The sequence below is a fragment of the Absicoccus intestinalis genome, from assembly GCF_033971885.1.
Classification (GTDB): domain Bacteria; phylum Bacillota_I; class Bacilli_A; order Erysipelotrichales; family Erysipelotrichaceae; genus Absicoccus; species Absicoccus intestinalis.
Genome location: NZ_JALBUS010000007.1, coordinates 47,060 through 60,339, shown reverse-complemented (window position 1 = coordinate 60,339; position 13,280 = coordinate 47,060). Strand labels below are relative to the sequence as shown.

Sequence of the window (13,280 nt, the reverse complement as noted above, 5' to 3'; positions counted from 1 at the left end):
AAATGGCAGATTTAGGAACACCAATGGGCTGGGATGATGAGATCTCAGCAGAACCGACACAATTTATCACATTGAAACCGGGAGAATATGAATTTACGATCGAATCCGTCGATAAGAAACACTTTGACGGGTCCGAAAAGATGGCACCATGCAATATGGCACAGATCAACATGGTCATCGATACATCAGAAGGACAAGCGCATGTATCGACCAATCTGTTCTTGAACAGCAAGGCCGAATGGCGCTTATCCCAATTCTTTGAGTGTATCGGAATGAAGAAACCAGGTCAGAAAGGATTCCACCCTCAATGGAATCTTTCTGGATGGACAGGCAGATGCAAGATCAGCAATCGTGAATACAACGGAAACGTGTATAACGATGTAAAACAATTCATCCTGCCAAAAAAGACATCCGGATACAGCGGATTTGGTAACAAATGATGGAGCTAAGACCTTATCAAAAGGAAGCGGTAGAAGCCATCTTTAACGAGTGGGAGAAGGGAATCAAAAGGACCCTTCTCGTGCTTCCAACAGGATGCCATGACAAAAATCAAGGAATTTTGATGTTTGATGGAAGTATAAAGAAATCATCAGAAATCGAAGTAGGGGATAAACTAATGGGCGACGACGGAACACCTAGAAATGTATTACATCTTAGCAGAGGTGTTTCACAAATGTATAAGGTCATCCCAGTGAAGGGGAAAGCATTCACAGTTACAGGTAATCACATATTGCCATTGGTACGTACGAATGAGAAAAGAAACCCGAAATTTCCGTGTCAAAAAAAAGGTGGAGAAATTGATTTCATTACAGTAGAAGACTACATGAAATCTTCGAAATGGTTTAAGCATATTCATAAACTAATTAGGTCAAAAGAGATTCAATCATTCAATTATGATTCTCATGTTTCTATTGATCCTTATTTTCTTGGACTTGTGCTTGGTGATGGCGGACTGAAATATCAAATTTCAATTACTACAGCCGATAAAGAATGCGTTGATGAAATAGTCAAACAGTCAAAAATATATGGCTTTACATTTAGGACCAACCCAGCAGGCAAAGCAAAGACTTATTTTTTGAAACTTGGAAAAAACAAACTTTTAAAAAAACAGCTTGAAGAATTGGGCATTCTCGGGAAAGGATCATATGACAAATTTGTTCCCGAAGCATATAAATTTGGAGATTTGGAAACAAGAAAACAAATATTGGCCGGATTGCTTGATACGGACGGAAGTCTAAATTGCAATGTATTTGATTTTATTTCAGCATCAAAACGGCTTGCGGAAGACGTTACATTTATCGCCAGATCGTTAGGGCTATCAGCTTTTTGTAATCCAACGGTTAAGACTTGCCAAAATAATTTTCAAGGGACATTTTGGAGAGTATCTATAAGTGGTGATACTTTCAAAATTCCAAACCGTATCCCACATAAAACAGCTAATGAAAGAAAGCAAAAGAAAAATGTATTAAGGACAGGCATAAAAGAAATTATTTCAGTAGGCAAAGACAATTATTATGGTTTTACAGTTGATGGAAACAATCTTTATTTGATGGATGATTTTACTATTACCCATAATTGCGGAAAAACGATATGTTTTGCTAAGGTCGCGGAACAATGCGTATCACAGGGGAAAAGAGTACTGATACTTGCTCACCGTGGTGAACTGCTTGAACAGGCAGCTGACAAGATAAAAAAAGTTACCGGATTAAACTGTTCAGTAGAAAAGGCAGAACAGACCGCAATCGGTTCATGGATGCGTATCACGGTAGGCAGTGTTCAGACTTTGCAGAACGAAAAGAGATTGAAAAAGTACAAGCAAGATGCTTTCGATACGATCATCGTTGACGAAGCTCATCACATCTTGAGCGCAAGCTATCAGAAAGTAATGGATTATTTCTGTGATGCAAATGTGCTTGGAGTAACAGCTACTCCGGACCGCGGTGACATGAAAAATCTTGGCCAGTTTTTTGAAAGCCTGGCTTATGAATATACGCTTCCTAAAGCAATCAAAAATAAATATCTTTCGCCAATCAGAGCACAGACCATACCGCTTGATATTGATTTCAGTGACGTATCTGTACAGGCTGGTGATTTCAAGGCTTCAGATATTGGCCATGCAATTGATCCATATCTTCATGTCATCGCAAAAGAAATGAAAGACTACTGCAAAGGCAGGAAAACGGTTGTATTTCTTCCACTGGTAGCCACTTCACAGGATTTCAAAAACATCCTTAATGAGAATGGATTCCGAGCGGCAGAGGTAAACGGAAACAGTGAAGACAGAAAACAGGTATTGTCCGATTTTGACAAAGGGAAATACAACGTTATCTGTAACTCGATGCTTCTTACCGAAGGATGGGACTGTCCGTCTGTAGACTGCATCATCGTTCTAAGACCGACAAAGATACGATCTCTATATGCGCAAATGGTCGGACGTGGAACCCGACTGTGCGAAGGGAAAGACTACCTTTTACTTCTCGATTTCCTATGGCATACAGACAGGCATGAGCTATGCCATCCGGCTTCCTTGATATGCGAATCAAAAGAAGTAGCTGACAAGATGACAAAGAACCTTGAAGAATCAAATGAAGCCATTGATCTAGAAGATGCCGAAAACGAAGCTATAAAAGATGTCCAGGAAGAAAGAGAACAGGCATTGATGGAACAATTAAAAGCCATGCGAAAAAGGAAACGCAAGCTCGTTGATCCAGTGCAGTTTGAAATGTCAATCGAAGGTGTTGATATGACAGACTATCAGCCTACTTTTGGATGGGAAATGGAGCCGCCAAGCCAGAAGCAATTGAGCACGCTTGAAAAATACGGGATCTATCCGGATGAGATAGAAAATGCCGGGAAAGCGAGCCTTATCTTGAACCGCCTTAGCAAGCGGAGAGAAGAAGGATTATCAACACCAAAACAGATGCGTCTGCTTGAACGGTACGGGTTCCATCATGTAGGCACATGGTCATTCGTAGAAGCGCGAAACATGATATCACGTATTGCAGGGCATGGATGGAATACCTATGGATGGATAGAGCCGTCTGAATACGTACCTGGAAAGGAATAGGATATGGAAGACCTGAAAGAATTGTTGAAATATATAGACCCGTCAAAGCTCGACTACAACGGGTGGATCCAGGTAGGAATGGCACTGAAGCATGAAGGCTATTACTGCTCAGACTGGGACGAGTGGTCACGTCTGGACACAGGCAGATATCACGACGGCGAATGCTTCCTTAAATGGGACTCATTCAATGAAGAGTCCATGGGGATTGTCACCGGCGGTACGATCGTACACATGGCGCAGGAACAAGGATGGATACCAAAAAGGCATGACGAAGACAGAGGTAAACCGCTTGATTGGGACAGTCTTATATCCGCCGACAGTACACCTGTTATCGATACGGAATGGGTAGAAAGAGAACCGCTCACAGAGCCCAAAACATGGAGACCGCACGAAGATCTGATCAAGTATCTATCCGCATTGTTCGACTCAGATGAAATGGTCGGATATGTCAATGAGTCATTCCAGGCAGATAACGGACGATATATCCCAAAAGGGAAAGGCCATTATGGGCGCACGGCAGGTGAGCTCATAAGCGAGCTGGAACGATATAAGAATGTTGAGGATGTGATCGGTACGACCGACCCGGAAGGCGGCGCGTGGATACGATTCAACCCGCTGGATGGGAACGGTGTAAGGGATATCAATGTCACGAGCTATCGATACGCTCTTGTAGAATGTGACGAGCTTGATATCGCAAAGCAGAATGCATTGATACGAGAACTGGAACTGCCAGTTGCCGCCATGGTATACAGCGGAAAGAAGTCAATCCACGCTGTCGTAAAGGTGAATGCATCCAATTATCACGAATACAAGGACCGTGTAAATACCTTATTTGACATCTGCAAAAAGAATGGTCTTAACATCGATACACAGAACAAAAATCCAAGCCGTCTGAGCCGTATGCCTGGTGTCATGAGAGGAGATAAGAAACAGTACCTTATTGATACCAACATCGGTAAAAGCGACTGGGACGAATGGATGCAATGGTACAAATCACAGCTTGATGATCTGCCAGAATGCGTCGAATTGAAAGATGTATTCTATGACCCGCCTGAACTTGCACCAGTGCAGATAGACGGGATATTAAGGCGAGGACACAAGATGCTCATTGCTGGCCCATCAAAAGCCGGAAAGACGTTCCTTGAGATAGAGCTTGCTATCGCAACGGCAGAGGGCACCACATGGTGCGGATATCAATGCAGACAGGGACGTGTGCTTTTCATCAATCTTGAGGTCGATGAAGCGTCTTTCATCCATCGAATCAAGGACGTATACGAAGGCATGAACGTCAAGCCTGACAACCTGGAGAACATCGTGACATTGAACTTGAGAGGTATCAGCAGACCGCTTGATAAGCTTGCACCGATACTGGTCAATCGTATCAAGAAAACAAAAGTAGATATGGTCATACTTGACCCTATTTACAAGGTCATCACAGGTGATGAAAACAGTGCATCGGATATGGCCAATTTCTGCAACCAGTTTGACTATATCTGCAACGAAACAGGTGTATCCATGGTGTACTGTCACCACCATTCAAAGGGAAACAAATCCAATATGAATGCCATGGACAGAGCAAGCGGAAGCGGTGTATTTGCCCGTGACCCGGATGCGATACTGGACCTTTTAGAAGTCAAGACACCACTTGATGTATATATCAACGATCCACAAACGACCGCATGGAAATTGGAATTTACGCTTCGTGAGTTCGCAAAACCTCAACCTACATATATGTATTTCACGTATCCAGTACATATTATCGATACAGAAAATACCATCGTACAGGCAAACGAAAAACCGGAAAAAGATAAGAAATCCAAGGGTGAAAAGAAGCTTGAAGAGTTCGAAAGTTACGTGATGATGTGTGGTGATGAGGCCCCAACGGCAAGAGAAGCAGGTGACTGTTTCGGGGTAGACCCAAGGACAATTTACCGGTGGGCAAGCAAATCTGAAAGCATCGAAGTTGAGGATGGCAAGCTGATATATGTCATGAAATAGTGCTTGTGACACCTTTGACATCTGCGACGACATCAAAAATGTCACTGCGACATTCTTGACAAAATAGAAAATGTCAATGTCAAAAAGCTGCGACAAAAGTTGCGACATTCTTGACATTTTGTCAAAAAAAGTGTCCGACGACATGACATTTTCGCTTATATATATAAATGTCATGTCGCTCGCGTGGGTGTGTTGTGTACGACATGGGGTCGGAGGCTCCCCATGATCGTTACAACAACAACGCCAAACACCGGAGGAGGGTGTCTTTCATTGATGACAAATTAAAAATGTCACAATGTAACATAAATGGTTACATCAAACAAAAATGTCATGGAGATAAAAATGAGAACTTACGATGAAACAGAAAACTATGAACGTGGTATTAGAACCATACTGTGATGGATGTCCGAAATGGAACCCATCGCGAAATAAGGTTGTTGCAGCTGATGTATTTGTTGATGATGAATTAGCTGGAGACGAAATTGTGATAGCTGAATTTTTAGAATGTGACAATCGCGATCTATGCAAAGAGCTATACAAGCAGATAGAAAAATATCTAAAAAAGAAAGAGGAGAACAATAATGGAAATCAAAGACCCAATGTATAAACCGGATGATTATGTTGTAAATGGACAAGGAGCTACAGGTTTTGTCGTAAGAGTAAGAGATTATAACTTCGATGATAATGAATATACTTACATCGTTAAATTGGATGATGACTTTATCGGTGAGGAACCCTTTATCATTGAGTTTGAATATAATTTAGAACCATGCCAAGAACCACCTAAAGAGGGTGATGAATGCTTTTTCATCACTGCTATTGGAAATGTCTTCTCTAGAAAATGGGACGGTACTTATTACGATATAAGAAACATGGAAACAGGGAATGTATTCTTAACAAAAGAAGAAGCGTTAGTAGATTTAGAACGGCGCAAGGTTGAGACGGAAATGTTACGTCTCGGAGGAAGAAGAACATTCAAAAAAGGAGAAAATAATTGGTTTATTTATTACAATGACGGCTTAAACGTAACGGTTCTTAATGAATCCGCTCAAGGCGCAATCTATTTTGATTTAGAGAATGAAGCGTATAAAGCTATTAAAATAATCGGAGAAAGTAGAATCAAGAGATATCTCTTAGGGGTGAATAAATGATTTTCGATAAGTGCGGAAACTGTAAGTATTACCAGCCATTGGTAACAAAGTATAAATCTATTTTCTCAAAAAAGCCAAAACTGAAATCGTATCGAGGAATATGTAAATTGTTGCGTGATGAGCACCGTGTTCAAGATACAACAATAAAATTAGATTGGTGTGAAAAATACGAGAGGAAAGAAGAACGGAGGACGAAAAATGAATTTTCTGATTGAGTTTTCGGTATTTGGATTATTTCTTGTGTTGGATTATATCGTTGGAGACAAAAGAGCAAAAGAATTAAAAGAGCAGAACGAAAAATTGTGGAATATGTTGGAGAATTTGAGCGGAGTGAATAAACAAATTTTACAGAAGTATACTGTGAAGTTAGTTGAAATCATGAACGAAAATGAAAGAGGCTAAAAATATGAAAGAAGAAAGTAGCGAATTTGTGGTTAATTACACATGCCCGGTATGCCACGAGATCTTGAGCAATAACGAGGACTGTAATTATTGCCCGGCTTGCGGTACGAAATTAGATTGGAGCCAGAACGAAAAATGACAACACAAGATATTCTATTCTGGATGGACTTTCAAGATGAACTGGAAAAGTTTATGCCAGCAGATACGGCTAATGAGATCACGAGAAAACTTATCGAACGGGAAGATAAAAAACAAGGCGATATCGAAAGCCTAAAATGGTTGAACGATGACCTTGATGATGAATTGCAAGAATACAAAGACATGATCGACGAAATAAGGAGAATCGTGTAATGAAATTATACATGATCGAGGAGGATGAAAATGATCGATAGAAAAAAGACATGGCAATATAAACATATTTTGGAAGTCCTAAATAAATACTGGATCAATGAACCGGATGAAAAAAAGGTCATTGTTGATATGAGCTTTGAAAAAGAAAATGGAGAAACACAACACAAACACATCGTATGGACAAAGGAGCTTCCAAAAAGAAAAATCAATTTTGACTATGCCTGTCCGGCATCGACGCTTATTGAAAATTTCTCCATTTCCAAACAAAACCGGAATGAATGGATCAGCGTTAATGACCGATTACCGTCGCGAAAAGGCAAATATCTGGTACACGACGCGGGTGTAGATGGTGTAGATATCGTTGAATTTGACCCGAATGAAGATGGATGGGATCCATACTATGAAGAAGCCATCACGCACTGGATGGAATTACCGAAAGGACCGTACGAAGATGAAGATTAACGAACTTAACAAAGATATAAAAGAACTTGTCGAAGTATTGTTATCATGCGACTACGAGAAAGTGGAGGAGTTCTACGATAAAGTCGGTAGAGATGTACCTACGAGCCAATACGCGTTGTGGACAGACGTGGAACAGGCACTGACGATGTGCTACCTGCTAAGCTTCGCCACTCAACAGGCTGGCATCGATACCATAAGTATCAGTGATGAAGATTACTGGAGAGCGATCAATAAGATGCGCCAGATGGAAGATGAAGAGATCCGTTTCATGGTTGCATTGGGTGGAAATATGAATTGATCGAAGGAAAAAAGCAATGGAAACAAAAGAATTGAAAGAAAGCCTTGACTGGCTCATTGGAGATGATGAAGATGATTAATCAAGAAACACCACTAAGAACATTGTTAGACGATAAGCATCAGCTTAAGGTGCTTGATTACTACGGTATCGAGCATCAAAGTCTGATTGCTATGGAAGAACTGTCTGAACTGCAAAAAGCAATCAGCAAGGCGGCACGGTATGTGACGCTATATGATATACACGATCCGTATCTTCGCAATATGGCCGAAGAAATTGCAGATGTGTTGATATGCATCCGGCAGATGGAACTCTATTACGGTCTGCCTGATGATCTGATCCAGTATTTTGTTCACAAAAAAGTCGAACGAAACAGGGCAAGGCTTGAGGAAAAAATAGAAGAAATATATGCAGAATGTGGGGATAGTGGATTTGGAAGTACAGGAAAATAAACTACCAAAAATATATTTATGTGATCCATCAAAAAATAAAGATTGCAAAAAAACAGGTTGCTATTGGAATGGTGGCGATTGCCGACATACAAAAAAAGAAGAATATAAGGCAGAATACAATTTTGAAAAAGTTTGCGATAACTTAGATTGGCTCAAACGTATGGCCGACCGTTGGACCATGCATCAGAATGAATACTACAATGAAAAGACGGAAGAAGCATATAGAACATTGCTTGACTTCCTGGAACATCAGAAAGGGTGATACCGATGCACTTTTTCCTGCACCTGGAACCGCCGAGAACGACGGCACAGGAACATAAAGTAACCGTACGCAATGGGAAGCCCTGCTTCTACGATCCACCGGCCGTGGCACGTGCAAAAGCGTTGCTCACGGCCAACCTGGCCAGATACATACCGTCCGAACCCTATGAACATGGTGTCCGCCTGGTGGTAAAGTGGTGCTTCCCACGCGGCAAGCATAAAGATGGTGAATACAAAGAAACCAAGCCAGACACCGACAATCTGCAGAAAATGCTCAAGGACTGCATGACAAGGCTTCATTACTGGAAAGATGATGCCCTTGTCGTGTCCGAGATCGTTGAAAAGTTTTGGGCAGAGGTGCCGGGCATCTACATCGAAATAGAGGAGATATCATGAAAGAAGCTTTTGAAGGCAAGATGATCGGTACGAATGAGATCGTTAGAGGCGAACTGATCATCAATGGATTGATTTACTGGATACGTTCGGATCTTGGCTACGGTACATCTACCGTTGCCGTGTATCCGGATTCTGTTAGAAAGGTTGATACAGATGGCTTATGTAAAATCAACCGGCACGATTAAATACAACACGGCCATGGCCACACAGAAAAAGGTACAGAAACTTGGTATCTTATGCGCACAGAACGATATCAGTGAGTCGGACATCGAACGTATGACACGTGTCAAAAGATTCGGCAAGGAAGAAATCCTTGATTTCATTCTGGACCACGGGATGAAACTGAAAGACTGCGAAGAAGTTTTTCACAGATACGACATTCTTAATCTGAACATGCGAAGGAGAGCTCGATGAAGGACTACCTGGACACGAAAACAGACATCGTATGGTGTCGCTTCATGGACCGCTATAAATACATGCAGCATTGCGACACCATAAAAAAAGAACTGGAAAGTTTACGACAGAAAAAGAAGGACCTTGCCGATCCCAAGTCACCGAACCTGGAGAAGGTGGCACCGACAACTTCGTCCGGAAATGGGACCGAGAAGCAGATGCTCATGATCCTTTCAAAAGAGAGGGACCTGGAAGAGGAGCTTCACAAAACGGAGATCAAGATCATCGAAACAGACCGCTATCTGGACATGATGAAAAATTTTCCCAGTGAGTACTGCATGTGCGATTACAAGTTCAAGAAGCATCACACCTGGTACGAAACTGAAGAAAAGTTTTATCTTTCAAGGCGTGCCATGGAAAAGCGTATCAAAAAAGTTTTGAAGAAGCTTTTACAAGATACATCTGTATAGCTCAGAAATTAGGCGACAAGAGACGTAAACGATTAAACGCATATAAATACACGTGAAATAAATTTTACGTCTTAAATCGCTTAAAAAGTGCTATTTATGATATGATATAAAAAAGAGGTGTTATCATGGCTAAAGATGATTATCATGTGATCGTGTACAACATTCTGGCGTACCTGTATCAGTGTTTGAAACACGGCGAGAAGCCCGATGAGTCAAAGCTCAGATGCAACGGAAAGTTTTTGGATATCAATGAAACGTACTGGAAATACATATTTAAGAATCTTTATGAATACGGTTTTATCACCGGTATCATCATTGATGAAAATGACGATGGATATGATATTTACCGTCTCGATCTGGCGCAGATCACGCCAACCGGTATCGAGTATCTGACGGAAAACTCCACCATGCAGAAAGCCAAAAAGTTTTTCAAGGATACCGCGGAAGTTTTGATACCGCTAATAGAATGAGCACAAAAAAATGGCCCATGCTACTTGTTTGCAGCACGGGCTTTTTCTATGCGTTCGTTTTCGATATCTTCTTTTATGAGACGGCGGATATATTTTGACATAGGTTTTTGTCTTGCCAAATATTCATTTACTTTTGTGTCTGATTTAGGGATATAAAAAATTGTCCATCGGTAATTTTCTTTTCTATAATTTTTATCATATTCATATTTATCTTTCTTGTTTCGCATTATTTTTCTCCATGTCTTTTTTTATGAGATTGTAAATATATTCGCTTGCATTTACAGAATCTAATTTTTTAATCATTTCTTCATCGTCTTTTCTGATCATCACAACATGACGATTAAAATTTTCTTTTTGATACTTGTATATATACTTTGATCCGACTTTCTTTTCCTTTTCCATGTTCTTTTTTCCTCCAGGACCATTATAACAAAAAGGGCGGCGCCATGATGGCGCCAATTTCAAAAGTTTTAAAGTTTTCAACTAGGAATAAGTTAGTGTTTTGAGTGTTATCGCTTCACTCTTGATTGATAGGTTAGCCAATTTTTTTATTTAATATTATGCGCGTCCATAAACTCAATCACTTCCTCGATATGTTTTTTAATTTTATTTACTTTTTCTTCATCTTTTATAACTTGTTGTTTATCATCGCTACCACCGAAAAGTTCAAAGCACTTTTTACTATCTGATAATCTTTTTTCTGCTTTTCTTAATTGTTCATTCCACTGCATTAAAGTAATTTCTCGTTTTGTCCCTCTTAAAATCTGCATTTTTTCCTCCTTTGATCACATAATTTGGGTTTTCTCTATTAAATACTTTTTCTAATTTTCCAAAAAACTATATAGATCTTCCAATTCAATGGGATCTAAAGTATTTGCGTAATAATAAATTTTACCAAATTCATCTAATTGAACTTTGGCAATGGTTTTATCATAAGATCCGGAAAAAATATCCGGATCTGTTGTGGTTAGAACTTTTTGCCCTAACCACTTAGATAATTTTTTTAAATTCATTTTTTTTGGCCCTTAAGCAATCAACTCAAAATCGCTTTTTCTAGGTTTTAAGATACCTTTTTTGCCATAGCGCAAATGGATATTGAATAGTGGCTTTCCATCTTTTTTAACAATAAGTTTGTTCCAATCCACACGGACTTTGTTATCCGATGCATACAGCATTAAGCTATTTGGCATGTAAGAATTGTTGAAAAGCATACCGTAATTGTCCCGGTTGCGGCAGTTATCACAAGTTTCCAGGACATATTCCCAAAACAGGGAATCAAATTTATTTTTCATAATTCATTCTCCTTTAAAAATTCTTTTCCAATAAACTTTTTTCCTTCATTTGAAAGTTTTCCAGATCCACGTAAATGTAAACAATATTCTTTTATGAAATGGTATCGACCACCAAACCAGCAACTTTTACATTGCGGATCGGTAGCGATTGAATAAGTTTGATCATTGTATAGGTAGTAGTCCCAATTTCCATTGGTGTGCATTAAGAGCACACCATTTTGGATAATTTTATTTTTTTCTTGTAACTCCATATCTTTTTTTATAAGATCATATATGTAAGAATTTATAGAATCAACTGAATCAAGTTTTTTCATCATTTCTTTATCTTCCTTTTTTATCAATGCAATATAACGTCTATATTTTTTTTGCCTATAATTGTATATATATTCGGATGTGTGGCTTCTCGGTACTTTCTTTTCTTTTTCCATTTTTCTTTTCCTCCTAATCTCTAAGCCCATCCAACTTCAAAGCCATCTTTTTCGATATATCGTTGCAACATGGCATCTTTCAAGTTACATAACGTCATATGGATGATTGACGAATAGTAGTTTGGAATTTCACATGACTGATACTCGAAACTTTCAATGCATCCGAGAATTAATCCAGTATCAATTTTGCCGTTTTTCACGATCACTGGATCAATATATTGAAATTTATATTTACCCGATTCATTGTAACGATAATTATAGCTTGCGCAGTTGATATCAAGCAGAGCTTGACCCATTGCGCAGCGCATTTTATTTACGTCACGAATGGCGCCTAATGTTTTTTTGAAACATTCTGCTCGAAATTCAACTTGGTAAATCTCAAAAGCTTTTACGATAACACTTAAACTTTCATTTCCTAAAACATAACAAGACATAATTTTTTTCTCCTTTTCTTTTTCATTTAATAAGGCGTACTTTTTAGCACGCCTAAATTTCTTTAAAAGTTCCACAACTTTTAAAGCATTGATTTTATGCACCATTCTTCATAGCTAACAAAGCGGCGCGCCTCTTTGATAGTCGGGAACTTTAATAGATCCCAATTCAATTCATTGAAACATAAGTTATACGATCCATCTTTCATGACTTCTTGGATCATATATTTGTTTCCGTCTGTCTGATCTTGTTTTGGAAGATCAGCGACGTGAAATTCTCTATTGTGGAAGGAAAAGTTCCTTCCACTTGTAATTTTTAGGTATTCCATTTTATGCCTCCTTTAATCCGGCGCGGCGTTCAACTTCTGTTAAAAGCTTTTCCAGGTTTTCTGGCGTAACTTCCAACATCCAATCGAAGTTTACTTTTCCAGCTTTTTCAGTCGGGTTATATTTTCCGTGACATAAACCGCTTGGATCTGTCACGTAAACCATTAGATGGATCCAAGTTTCTAGTTCATGATCCATCCAGCCGTTTTTCTTCCATAACTTTGGAAGTGCATATTTACTTCCATCGTTTTCACAAATGGAAACTTCTACAAGAATGTTTTCGTCTAGGTGATTGTTACCTAAATCGATGTAATAGCGAATATTTGGCGCCATTTCTTCAACTTTTCCATGGCGTGCCATGACTTTTTCAAGATTTAACATTTTCTTTTTCCTCCTACTTTTTTTACTTTTTAAAGTTGTTTCCAGACTTTTTCTGGAAGACTTTTTTTAATGCTGCGCATTTGATCATCAATTTTTTCATACTCTTTTTTGATGATCGCTTTTTCTTCTTTATTAGCTTTTGAGTACTGATCCAATAAGGCATCCTTTTTATTTCTTAATGTTAAATATTTATCTATCATGATGTTTTTCCTCCTGTATTTGATTTAACTAATGCAATACCAAATGATGATCA

At 39.2% G+C, this 13,280-nt stretch carries 25 protein-coding genes; 15 read left to right on the top strand and 10 right to left on the bottom strand.

Annotated features, from left to right (window positions below; genetic code table 11):
- The first annotated feature begins 2 nt into the window (after positions 1–2).
- From MOZ64_RS06045 to MOZ64_RS05975, 15 genes are all read left to right on the top strand, one after another.
- Entirely contained in the window at positions 3–440 is a 438-nt protein-coding gene (locus MOZ64_RS06045; protein WP_320325694.1) for a DUF669 domain-containing protein, read from the top strand.
- Positions 440–3,067 carry a DEAD/DEAH box helicase family protein gene (locus tag MOZ64_RS06040; protein ID WP_370659462.1) on the top strand — a complete coding sequence of 876 codons (2,628 nt, stop codon included), beginning with the start codon at positions 440–442 and terminating at the stop codon, positions 3,065–3,067. Before MOZ64_RS06045 ends, MOZ64_RS06040 begins: the two co-directional genes overlap by 1 nt.
- Positions 3,068–3,070: 3 nt before the next feature.
- Positions 3,071–5,065: an AAA family ATPase gene (locus MOZ64_RS06035; RefSeq protein ID WP_320325692.1), complete on the top strand. Its 1,995-nt coding sequence runs from the start codon at positions 3,071–3,073 to the stop codon at positions 5,063–5,065.
- A gap of 355 nt (positions 5,066–5,420) precedes the next feature.
- Entirely contained in the window at positions 5,421–5,672 is a 252-nt protein-coding gene (locus tag MOZ64_RS06030; RefSeq protein ID WP_320325691.1) for a hypothetical protein, read from the top strand.
- On the top strand, positions 5,647–6,216 hold the full coding sequence (locus MOZ64_RS06025) for a hypothetical protein (protein ID WP_320325690.1): 570 nt from the start codon (positions 5,647–5,649) through the stop codon (positions 6,214–6,216). Before MOZ64_RS06030 ends, MOZ64_RS06025 begins: the two co-directional genes overlap by 26 nt.
- Positions 6,217–6,414: 198 nt before the next feature.
- A complete protein-coding gene (locus tag MOZ64_RS06020; RefSeq protein WP_320325689.1) occupies positions 6,415–6,618 on the top strand; it encodes a hypothetical protein in 204 nt (67 codons plus the stop codon).
- A 135-nt stretch (positions 6,619–6,753) separates the two neighbouring features.
- A complete protein-coding gene (locus tag MOZ64_RS06015) occupies positions 6,754–6,969 on the top strand; it encodes a hypothetical protein (RefSeq protein WP_320325688.1) in 216 nt (71 codons plus the stop codon).
- A 30-nt stretch (positions 6,970–6,999) separates the two neighbouring features.
- Entirely contained in the window at positions 7,000–7,431 is a 432-nt protein-coding gene (locus MOZ64_RS06010) for a DUF551 domain-containing protein (protein WP_320325687.1), read from the top strand.
- Positions 7,421–7,729, top strand: coding sequence for a hypothetical protein (locus MOZ64_RS06005; RefSeq protein ID WP_320325686.1), 309 nt, complete (start codon positions 7,421–7,423; stop codon positions 7,727–7,729). The genes MOZ64_RS06010 and MOZ64_RS06005 overlap by 11 nt, the downstream gene beginning before the upstream one ends.
- A 71-nt stretch (positions 7,730–7,800) precedes the next feature.
- Entirely contained in the window at positions 7,801–8,178 is a 378-nt protein-coding gene (locus MOZ64_RS06000; RefSeq protein ID WP_320325685.1) for a nucleoside triphosphate pyrophosphohydrolase family protein, read from the top strand.
- Positions 8,159–8,440 carry a hypothetical protein gene (locus tag MOZ64_RS05995; RefSeq protein WP_320325684.1) on the top strand — a complete coding sequence of 94 codons (282 nt, stop codon included), beginning with the start codon at positions 8,159–8,161 and terminating at the stop codon, positions 8,438–8,440. The genes MOZ64_RS06000 and MOZ64_RS05995 overlap by 20 nt, the downstream gene beginning before the upstream one ends.
- A gap of 5 nt (positions 8,441–8,445) precedes the next feature.
- Positions 8,446–8,835: a RusA family crossover junction endodeoxyribonuclease gene (locus tag MOZ64_RS05990; protein ID WP_320325683.1), complete on the top strand. Its 390-nt coding sequence runs from the start codon at positions 8,446–8,448 to the stop codon at positions 8,833–8,835.
- Positions 8,832–9,020 (top strand): hypothetical protein, encoded by a 189-nt coding sequence (locus MOZ64_RS05985; protein WP_320325682.1) that lies wholly within the window; start codon positions 8,832–8,834, stop codon positions 9,018–9,020. Before MOZ64_RS05990 ends, MOZ64_RS05985 begins: the two co-directional genes overlap by 4 nt.
- Positions 9,021–9,245: 225 nt before the next feature.
- Complete coding sequence (locus MOZ64_RS05980) at positions 9,246–9,698, top strand: hypothetical protein (RefSeq protein ID WP_320325681.1); 453 nt, start codon at positions 9,246–9,248, stop codon at positions 9,696–9,698.
- A gap of 125 nt (positions 9,699–9,823) precedes the next feature.
- Positions 9,824–10,168, top strand: a complete 345-nt coding sequence (locus MOZ64_RS05975) for a YjcQ family protein (protein ID WP_320325680.1) — start codon at positions 9,824–9,826, stop codon at positions 10,166–10,168.
- A 20-nt stretch (positions 10,169–10,188) separates the two neighbouring features.
- On the opposite strand, the gene MOZ64_RS05970 is transcribed toward MOZ64_RS05975, so the two are convergent.
- The 10 genes from MOZ64_RS05970 to MOZ64_RS05925 form a co-directional block, all read right to left on the bottom strand.
- The gene (locus MOZ64_RS05970) at positions 10,189–10,395 is read right to left on the bottom strand and encodes a hypothetical protein (protein ID WP_320325679.1); all 207 of its coding nucleotides are present in this window, start codon (positions 10,393–10,395) and stop codon (positions 10,189–10,191) included.
- On the bottom strand, positions 10,376–10,570 hold the full coding sequence (locus MOZ64_RS05965; RefSeq protein WP_320325678.1) for a hypothetical protein: 195 nt from the start codon (positions 10,568–10,570) through the stop codon (positions 10,376–10,378). The genes MOZ64_RS05970 and MOZ64_RS05965 overlap by 20 nt, the downstream gene beginning before the upstream one ends.
- A 146-nt stretch (positions 10,571–10,716) precedes the next feature.
- Entirely contained in the window at positions 10,717–10,938 is a 222-nt protein-coding gene (locus MOZ64_RS05960; RefSeq protein WP_320325677.1) for a hypothetical protein, read from the bottom strand.
- A 51-nt stretch (positions 10,939–10,989) separates the two neighbouring features.
- Positions 10,990–11,181, bottom strand: a complete 192-nt coding sequence (locus MOZ64_RS05955; protein WP_320325676.1) for a hypothetical protein — start codon at positions 11,179–11,181, stop codon at positions 10,990–10,992.
- Positions 11,182–11,193: 12 nt separating this feature from the next.
- Positions 11,194–11,460, bottom strand: coding sequence for a hypothetical protein (locus MOZ64_RS05950; RefSeq protein WP_320325675.1), 267 nt, complete (start codon positions 11,458–11,460; stop codon positions 11,194–11,196).
- A complete protein-coding gene (locus MOZ64_RS05945; protein WP_320325674.1) occupies positions 11,457–11,888 on the bottom strand; it encodes a hypothetical protein in 432 nt (143 codons plus the stop codon). The genes MOZ64_RS05950 and MOZ64_RS05945 overlap by 4 nt, the downstream gene beginning before the upstream one ends.
- A gap of 20 nt (positions 11,889–11,908) precedes the next feature.
- Positions 11,909–12,427 (bottom strand): hypothetical protein, encoded by a 519-nt coding sequence (locus tag MOZ64_RS05940; RefSeq protein WP_320325673.1) that lies wholly within the window; start codon positions 12,425–12,427, stop codon positions 11,909–11,911.
- The gene (locus MOZ64_RS05935; protein WP_320325672.1) at positions 12,403–12,648 is read right to left on the bottom strand and encodes a hypothetical protein; all 246 of its coding nucleotides are present in this window, start codon (positions 12,646–12,648) and stop codon (positions 12,403–12,405) included. The genes MOZ64_RS05940 and MOZ64_RS05935 overlap by 25 nt, the downstream gene beginning before the upstream one ends.
- A 1-nt stretch (position 12,649) precedes the next feature.
- Positions 12,650–13,027 (bottom strand): hypothetical protein, encoded by a 378-nt coding sequence (locus MOZ64_RS05930; protein ID WP_320325671.1) that lies wholly within the window; start codon positions 13,025–13,027, stop codon positions 12,650–12,652.
- Positions 13,028–13,056: 29 nt separating this feature from the next.
- Positions 13,057–13,227 (bottom strand): hypothetical protein, encoded by a 171-nt coding sequence (locus MOZ64_RS05925; protein ID WP_320325670.1) that lies wholly within the window; start codon positions 13,225–13,227, stop codon positions 13,057–13,059.
- Positions 13,228–13,280 lie beyond the last annotated feature (53 nt).

What these genes read in the sequence shown, in the direction of transcription:
- MOZ64_RS06045 (WP_320325694.1), top strand. Translation starts at nt 3, where the DNA reads ATGGCAGATTTAGGAACACCAATGGGCTGGGATGATGAGATCTCAGCA.
- MOZ64_RS06040 (WP_370659462.1), top strand. Translation starts at nt 440, where the DNA reads ATGGAGCTAAGACCTTATCAAAAGGAAGCGGTAGAAGCCATCTTTAAC.
- MOZ64_RS06035 (WP_320325692.1), top strand. Translation starts at nt 3,071, where the DNA reads ATGGAAGACCTGAAAGAATTGTTGAAATATATAGACCCGTCAAAGCTC.
- MOZ64_RS06030 (WP_320325691.1), top strand. Translation starts at nt 5,421, where the DNA reads ATGAAACAGAAAACTATGAACGTGGTATTAGAACCATACTGTGATGGA.
- MOZ64_RS06025 (WP_320325690.1), top strand. Translation starts at nt 5,647, where the DNA reads ATGGAAATCAAAGACCCAATGTATAAACCGGATGATTATGTTGTAAAT.
- MOZ64_RS06020 (WP_320325689.1), top strand. Translation starts at nt 6,415, where the DNA reads ATGAATTTTCTGATTGAGTTTTCGGTATTTGGATTATTTCTTGTGTTG.
- MOZ64_RS06015 (WP_320325688.1), top strand. Translation starts at nt 6,754, where the DNA reads ATGACAACACAAGATATTCTATTCTGGATGGACTTTCAAGATGAACTG.
- MOZ64_RS06010 (WP_320325687.1), top strand. Translation starts at nt 7,000, where the DNA reads ATGATCGATAGAAAAAAGACATGGCAATATAAACATATTTTGGAAGTC.
- MOZ64_RS06005 (WP_320325686.1), top strand. Translation starts at nt 7,421, where the DNA reads ATGAAGATTAACGAACTTAACAAAGATATAAAAGAACTTGTCGAAGTA.
- MOZ64_RS06000 (WP_320325685.1), top strand. Translation starts at nt 7,801, where the DNA reads ATGATTAATCAAGAAACACCACTAAGAACATTGTTAGACGATAAGCAT.
- MOZ64_RS05990 (WP_320325683.1), top strand. Translation starts at nt 8,446, where the DNA reads ATGCACTTTTTCCTGCACCTGGAACCGCCGAGAACGACGGCACAGGAA.
- MOZ64_RS05985 (WP_320325682.1), top strand. Translation starts at nt 8,832, where the DNA reads ATGAAAGAAGCTTTTGAAGGCAAGATGATCGGTACGAATGAGATCGTT.
- MOZ64_RS05980 (WP_320325681.1), top strand. Translation starts at nt 9,246, where the DNA reads ATGAAGGACTACCTGGACACGAAAACAGACATCGTATGGTGTCGCTTC.
- MOZ64_RS05975 (WP_320325680.1), top strand. Translation starts at nt 9,824, where the DNA reads ATGGCTAAAGATGATTATCATGTGATCGTGTACAACATTCTGGCGTAC.
- MOZ64_RS05970 (WP_320325679.1), bottom strand. Translation starts at nt 10,395, where the DNA reads ATGCGAAACAAGAAAGATAAATATGAATATGATAAAAATTATAGAAAA.
- MOZ64_RS05965 (WP_320325678.1), bottom strand. Translation starts at nt 10,570, where the DNA reads ATGGAAAAGGAAAAGAAAGTCGGATCAAAGTATATATACAAGTATCAA.
- MOZ64_RS05960 (WP_320325677.1), bottom strand. Translation starts at nt 10,938, where the DNA reads ATGCAGATTTTAAGAGGGACAAAACGAGAAATTACTTTAATGCAGTGG.
- MOZ64_RS05955 (WP_320325676.1), bottom strand. Translation starts at nt 11,181, where the DNA reads ATGAATTTAAAAAAATTATCTAAGTGGTTAGGGCAAAAAGTTCTAACC.
- MOZ64_RS05950 (WP_320325675.1), bottom strand. Translation starts at nt 11,460, where the DNA reads ATGAAAAATAAATTTGATTCCCTGTTTTGGGAATATGTCCTGGAAACT.
- MOZ64_RS05945 (WP_320325674.1), bottom strand. Translation starts at nt 11,888, where the DNA reads ATGGAAAAAGAAAAGAAAGTACCGAGAAGCCACACATCCGAATATATA.
- MOZ64_RS05940 (WP_320325673.1), bottom strand. Translation starts at nt 12,427, where the DNA reads ATGGTGCATAAAATCAATGCTTTAAAAGTTGTGGAACTTTTAAAGAAA.
- MOZ64_RS05935 (WP_320325672.1), bottom strand. Translation starts at nt 12,648, where the DNA reads ATGGAATACCTAAAAATTACAAGTGGAAGGAACTTTTCCTTCCACAAT.
- MOZ64_RS05930 (WP_320325671.1), bottom strand. Translation starts at nt 13,027, where the DNA reads ATGTTAAATCTTGAAAAAGTCATGGCACGCCATGGAAAAGTTGAAGAA.
- MOZ64_RS05925 (WP_320325670.1), bottom strand. Translation starts at nt 13,227, where the DNA reads ATGATAGATAAATATTTAACATTAAGAAATAAAAAGGATGCCTTATTG.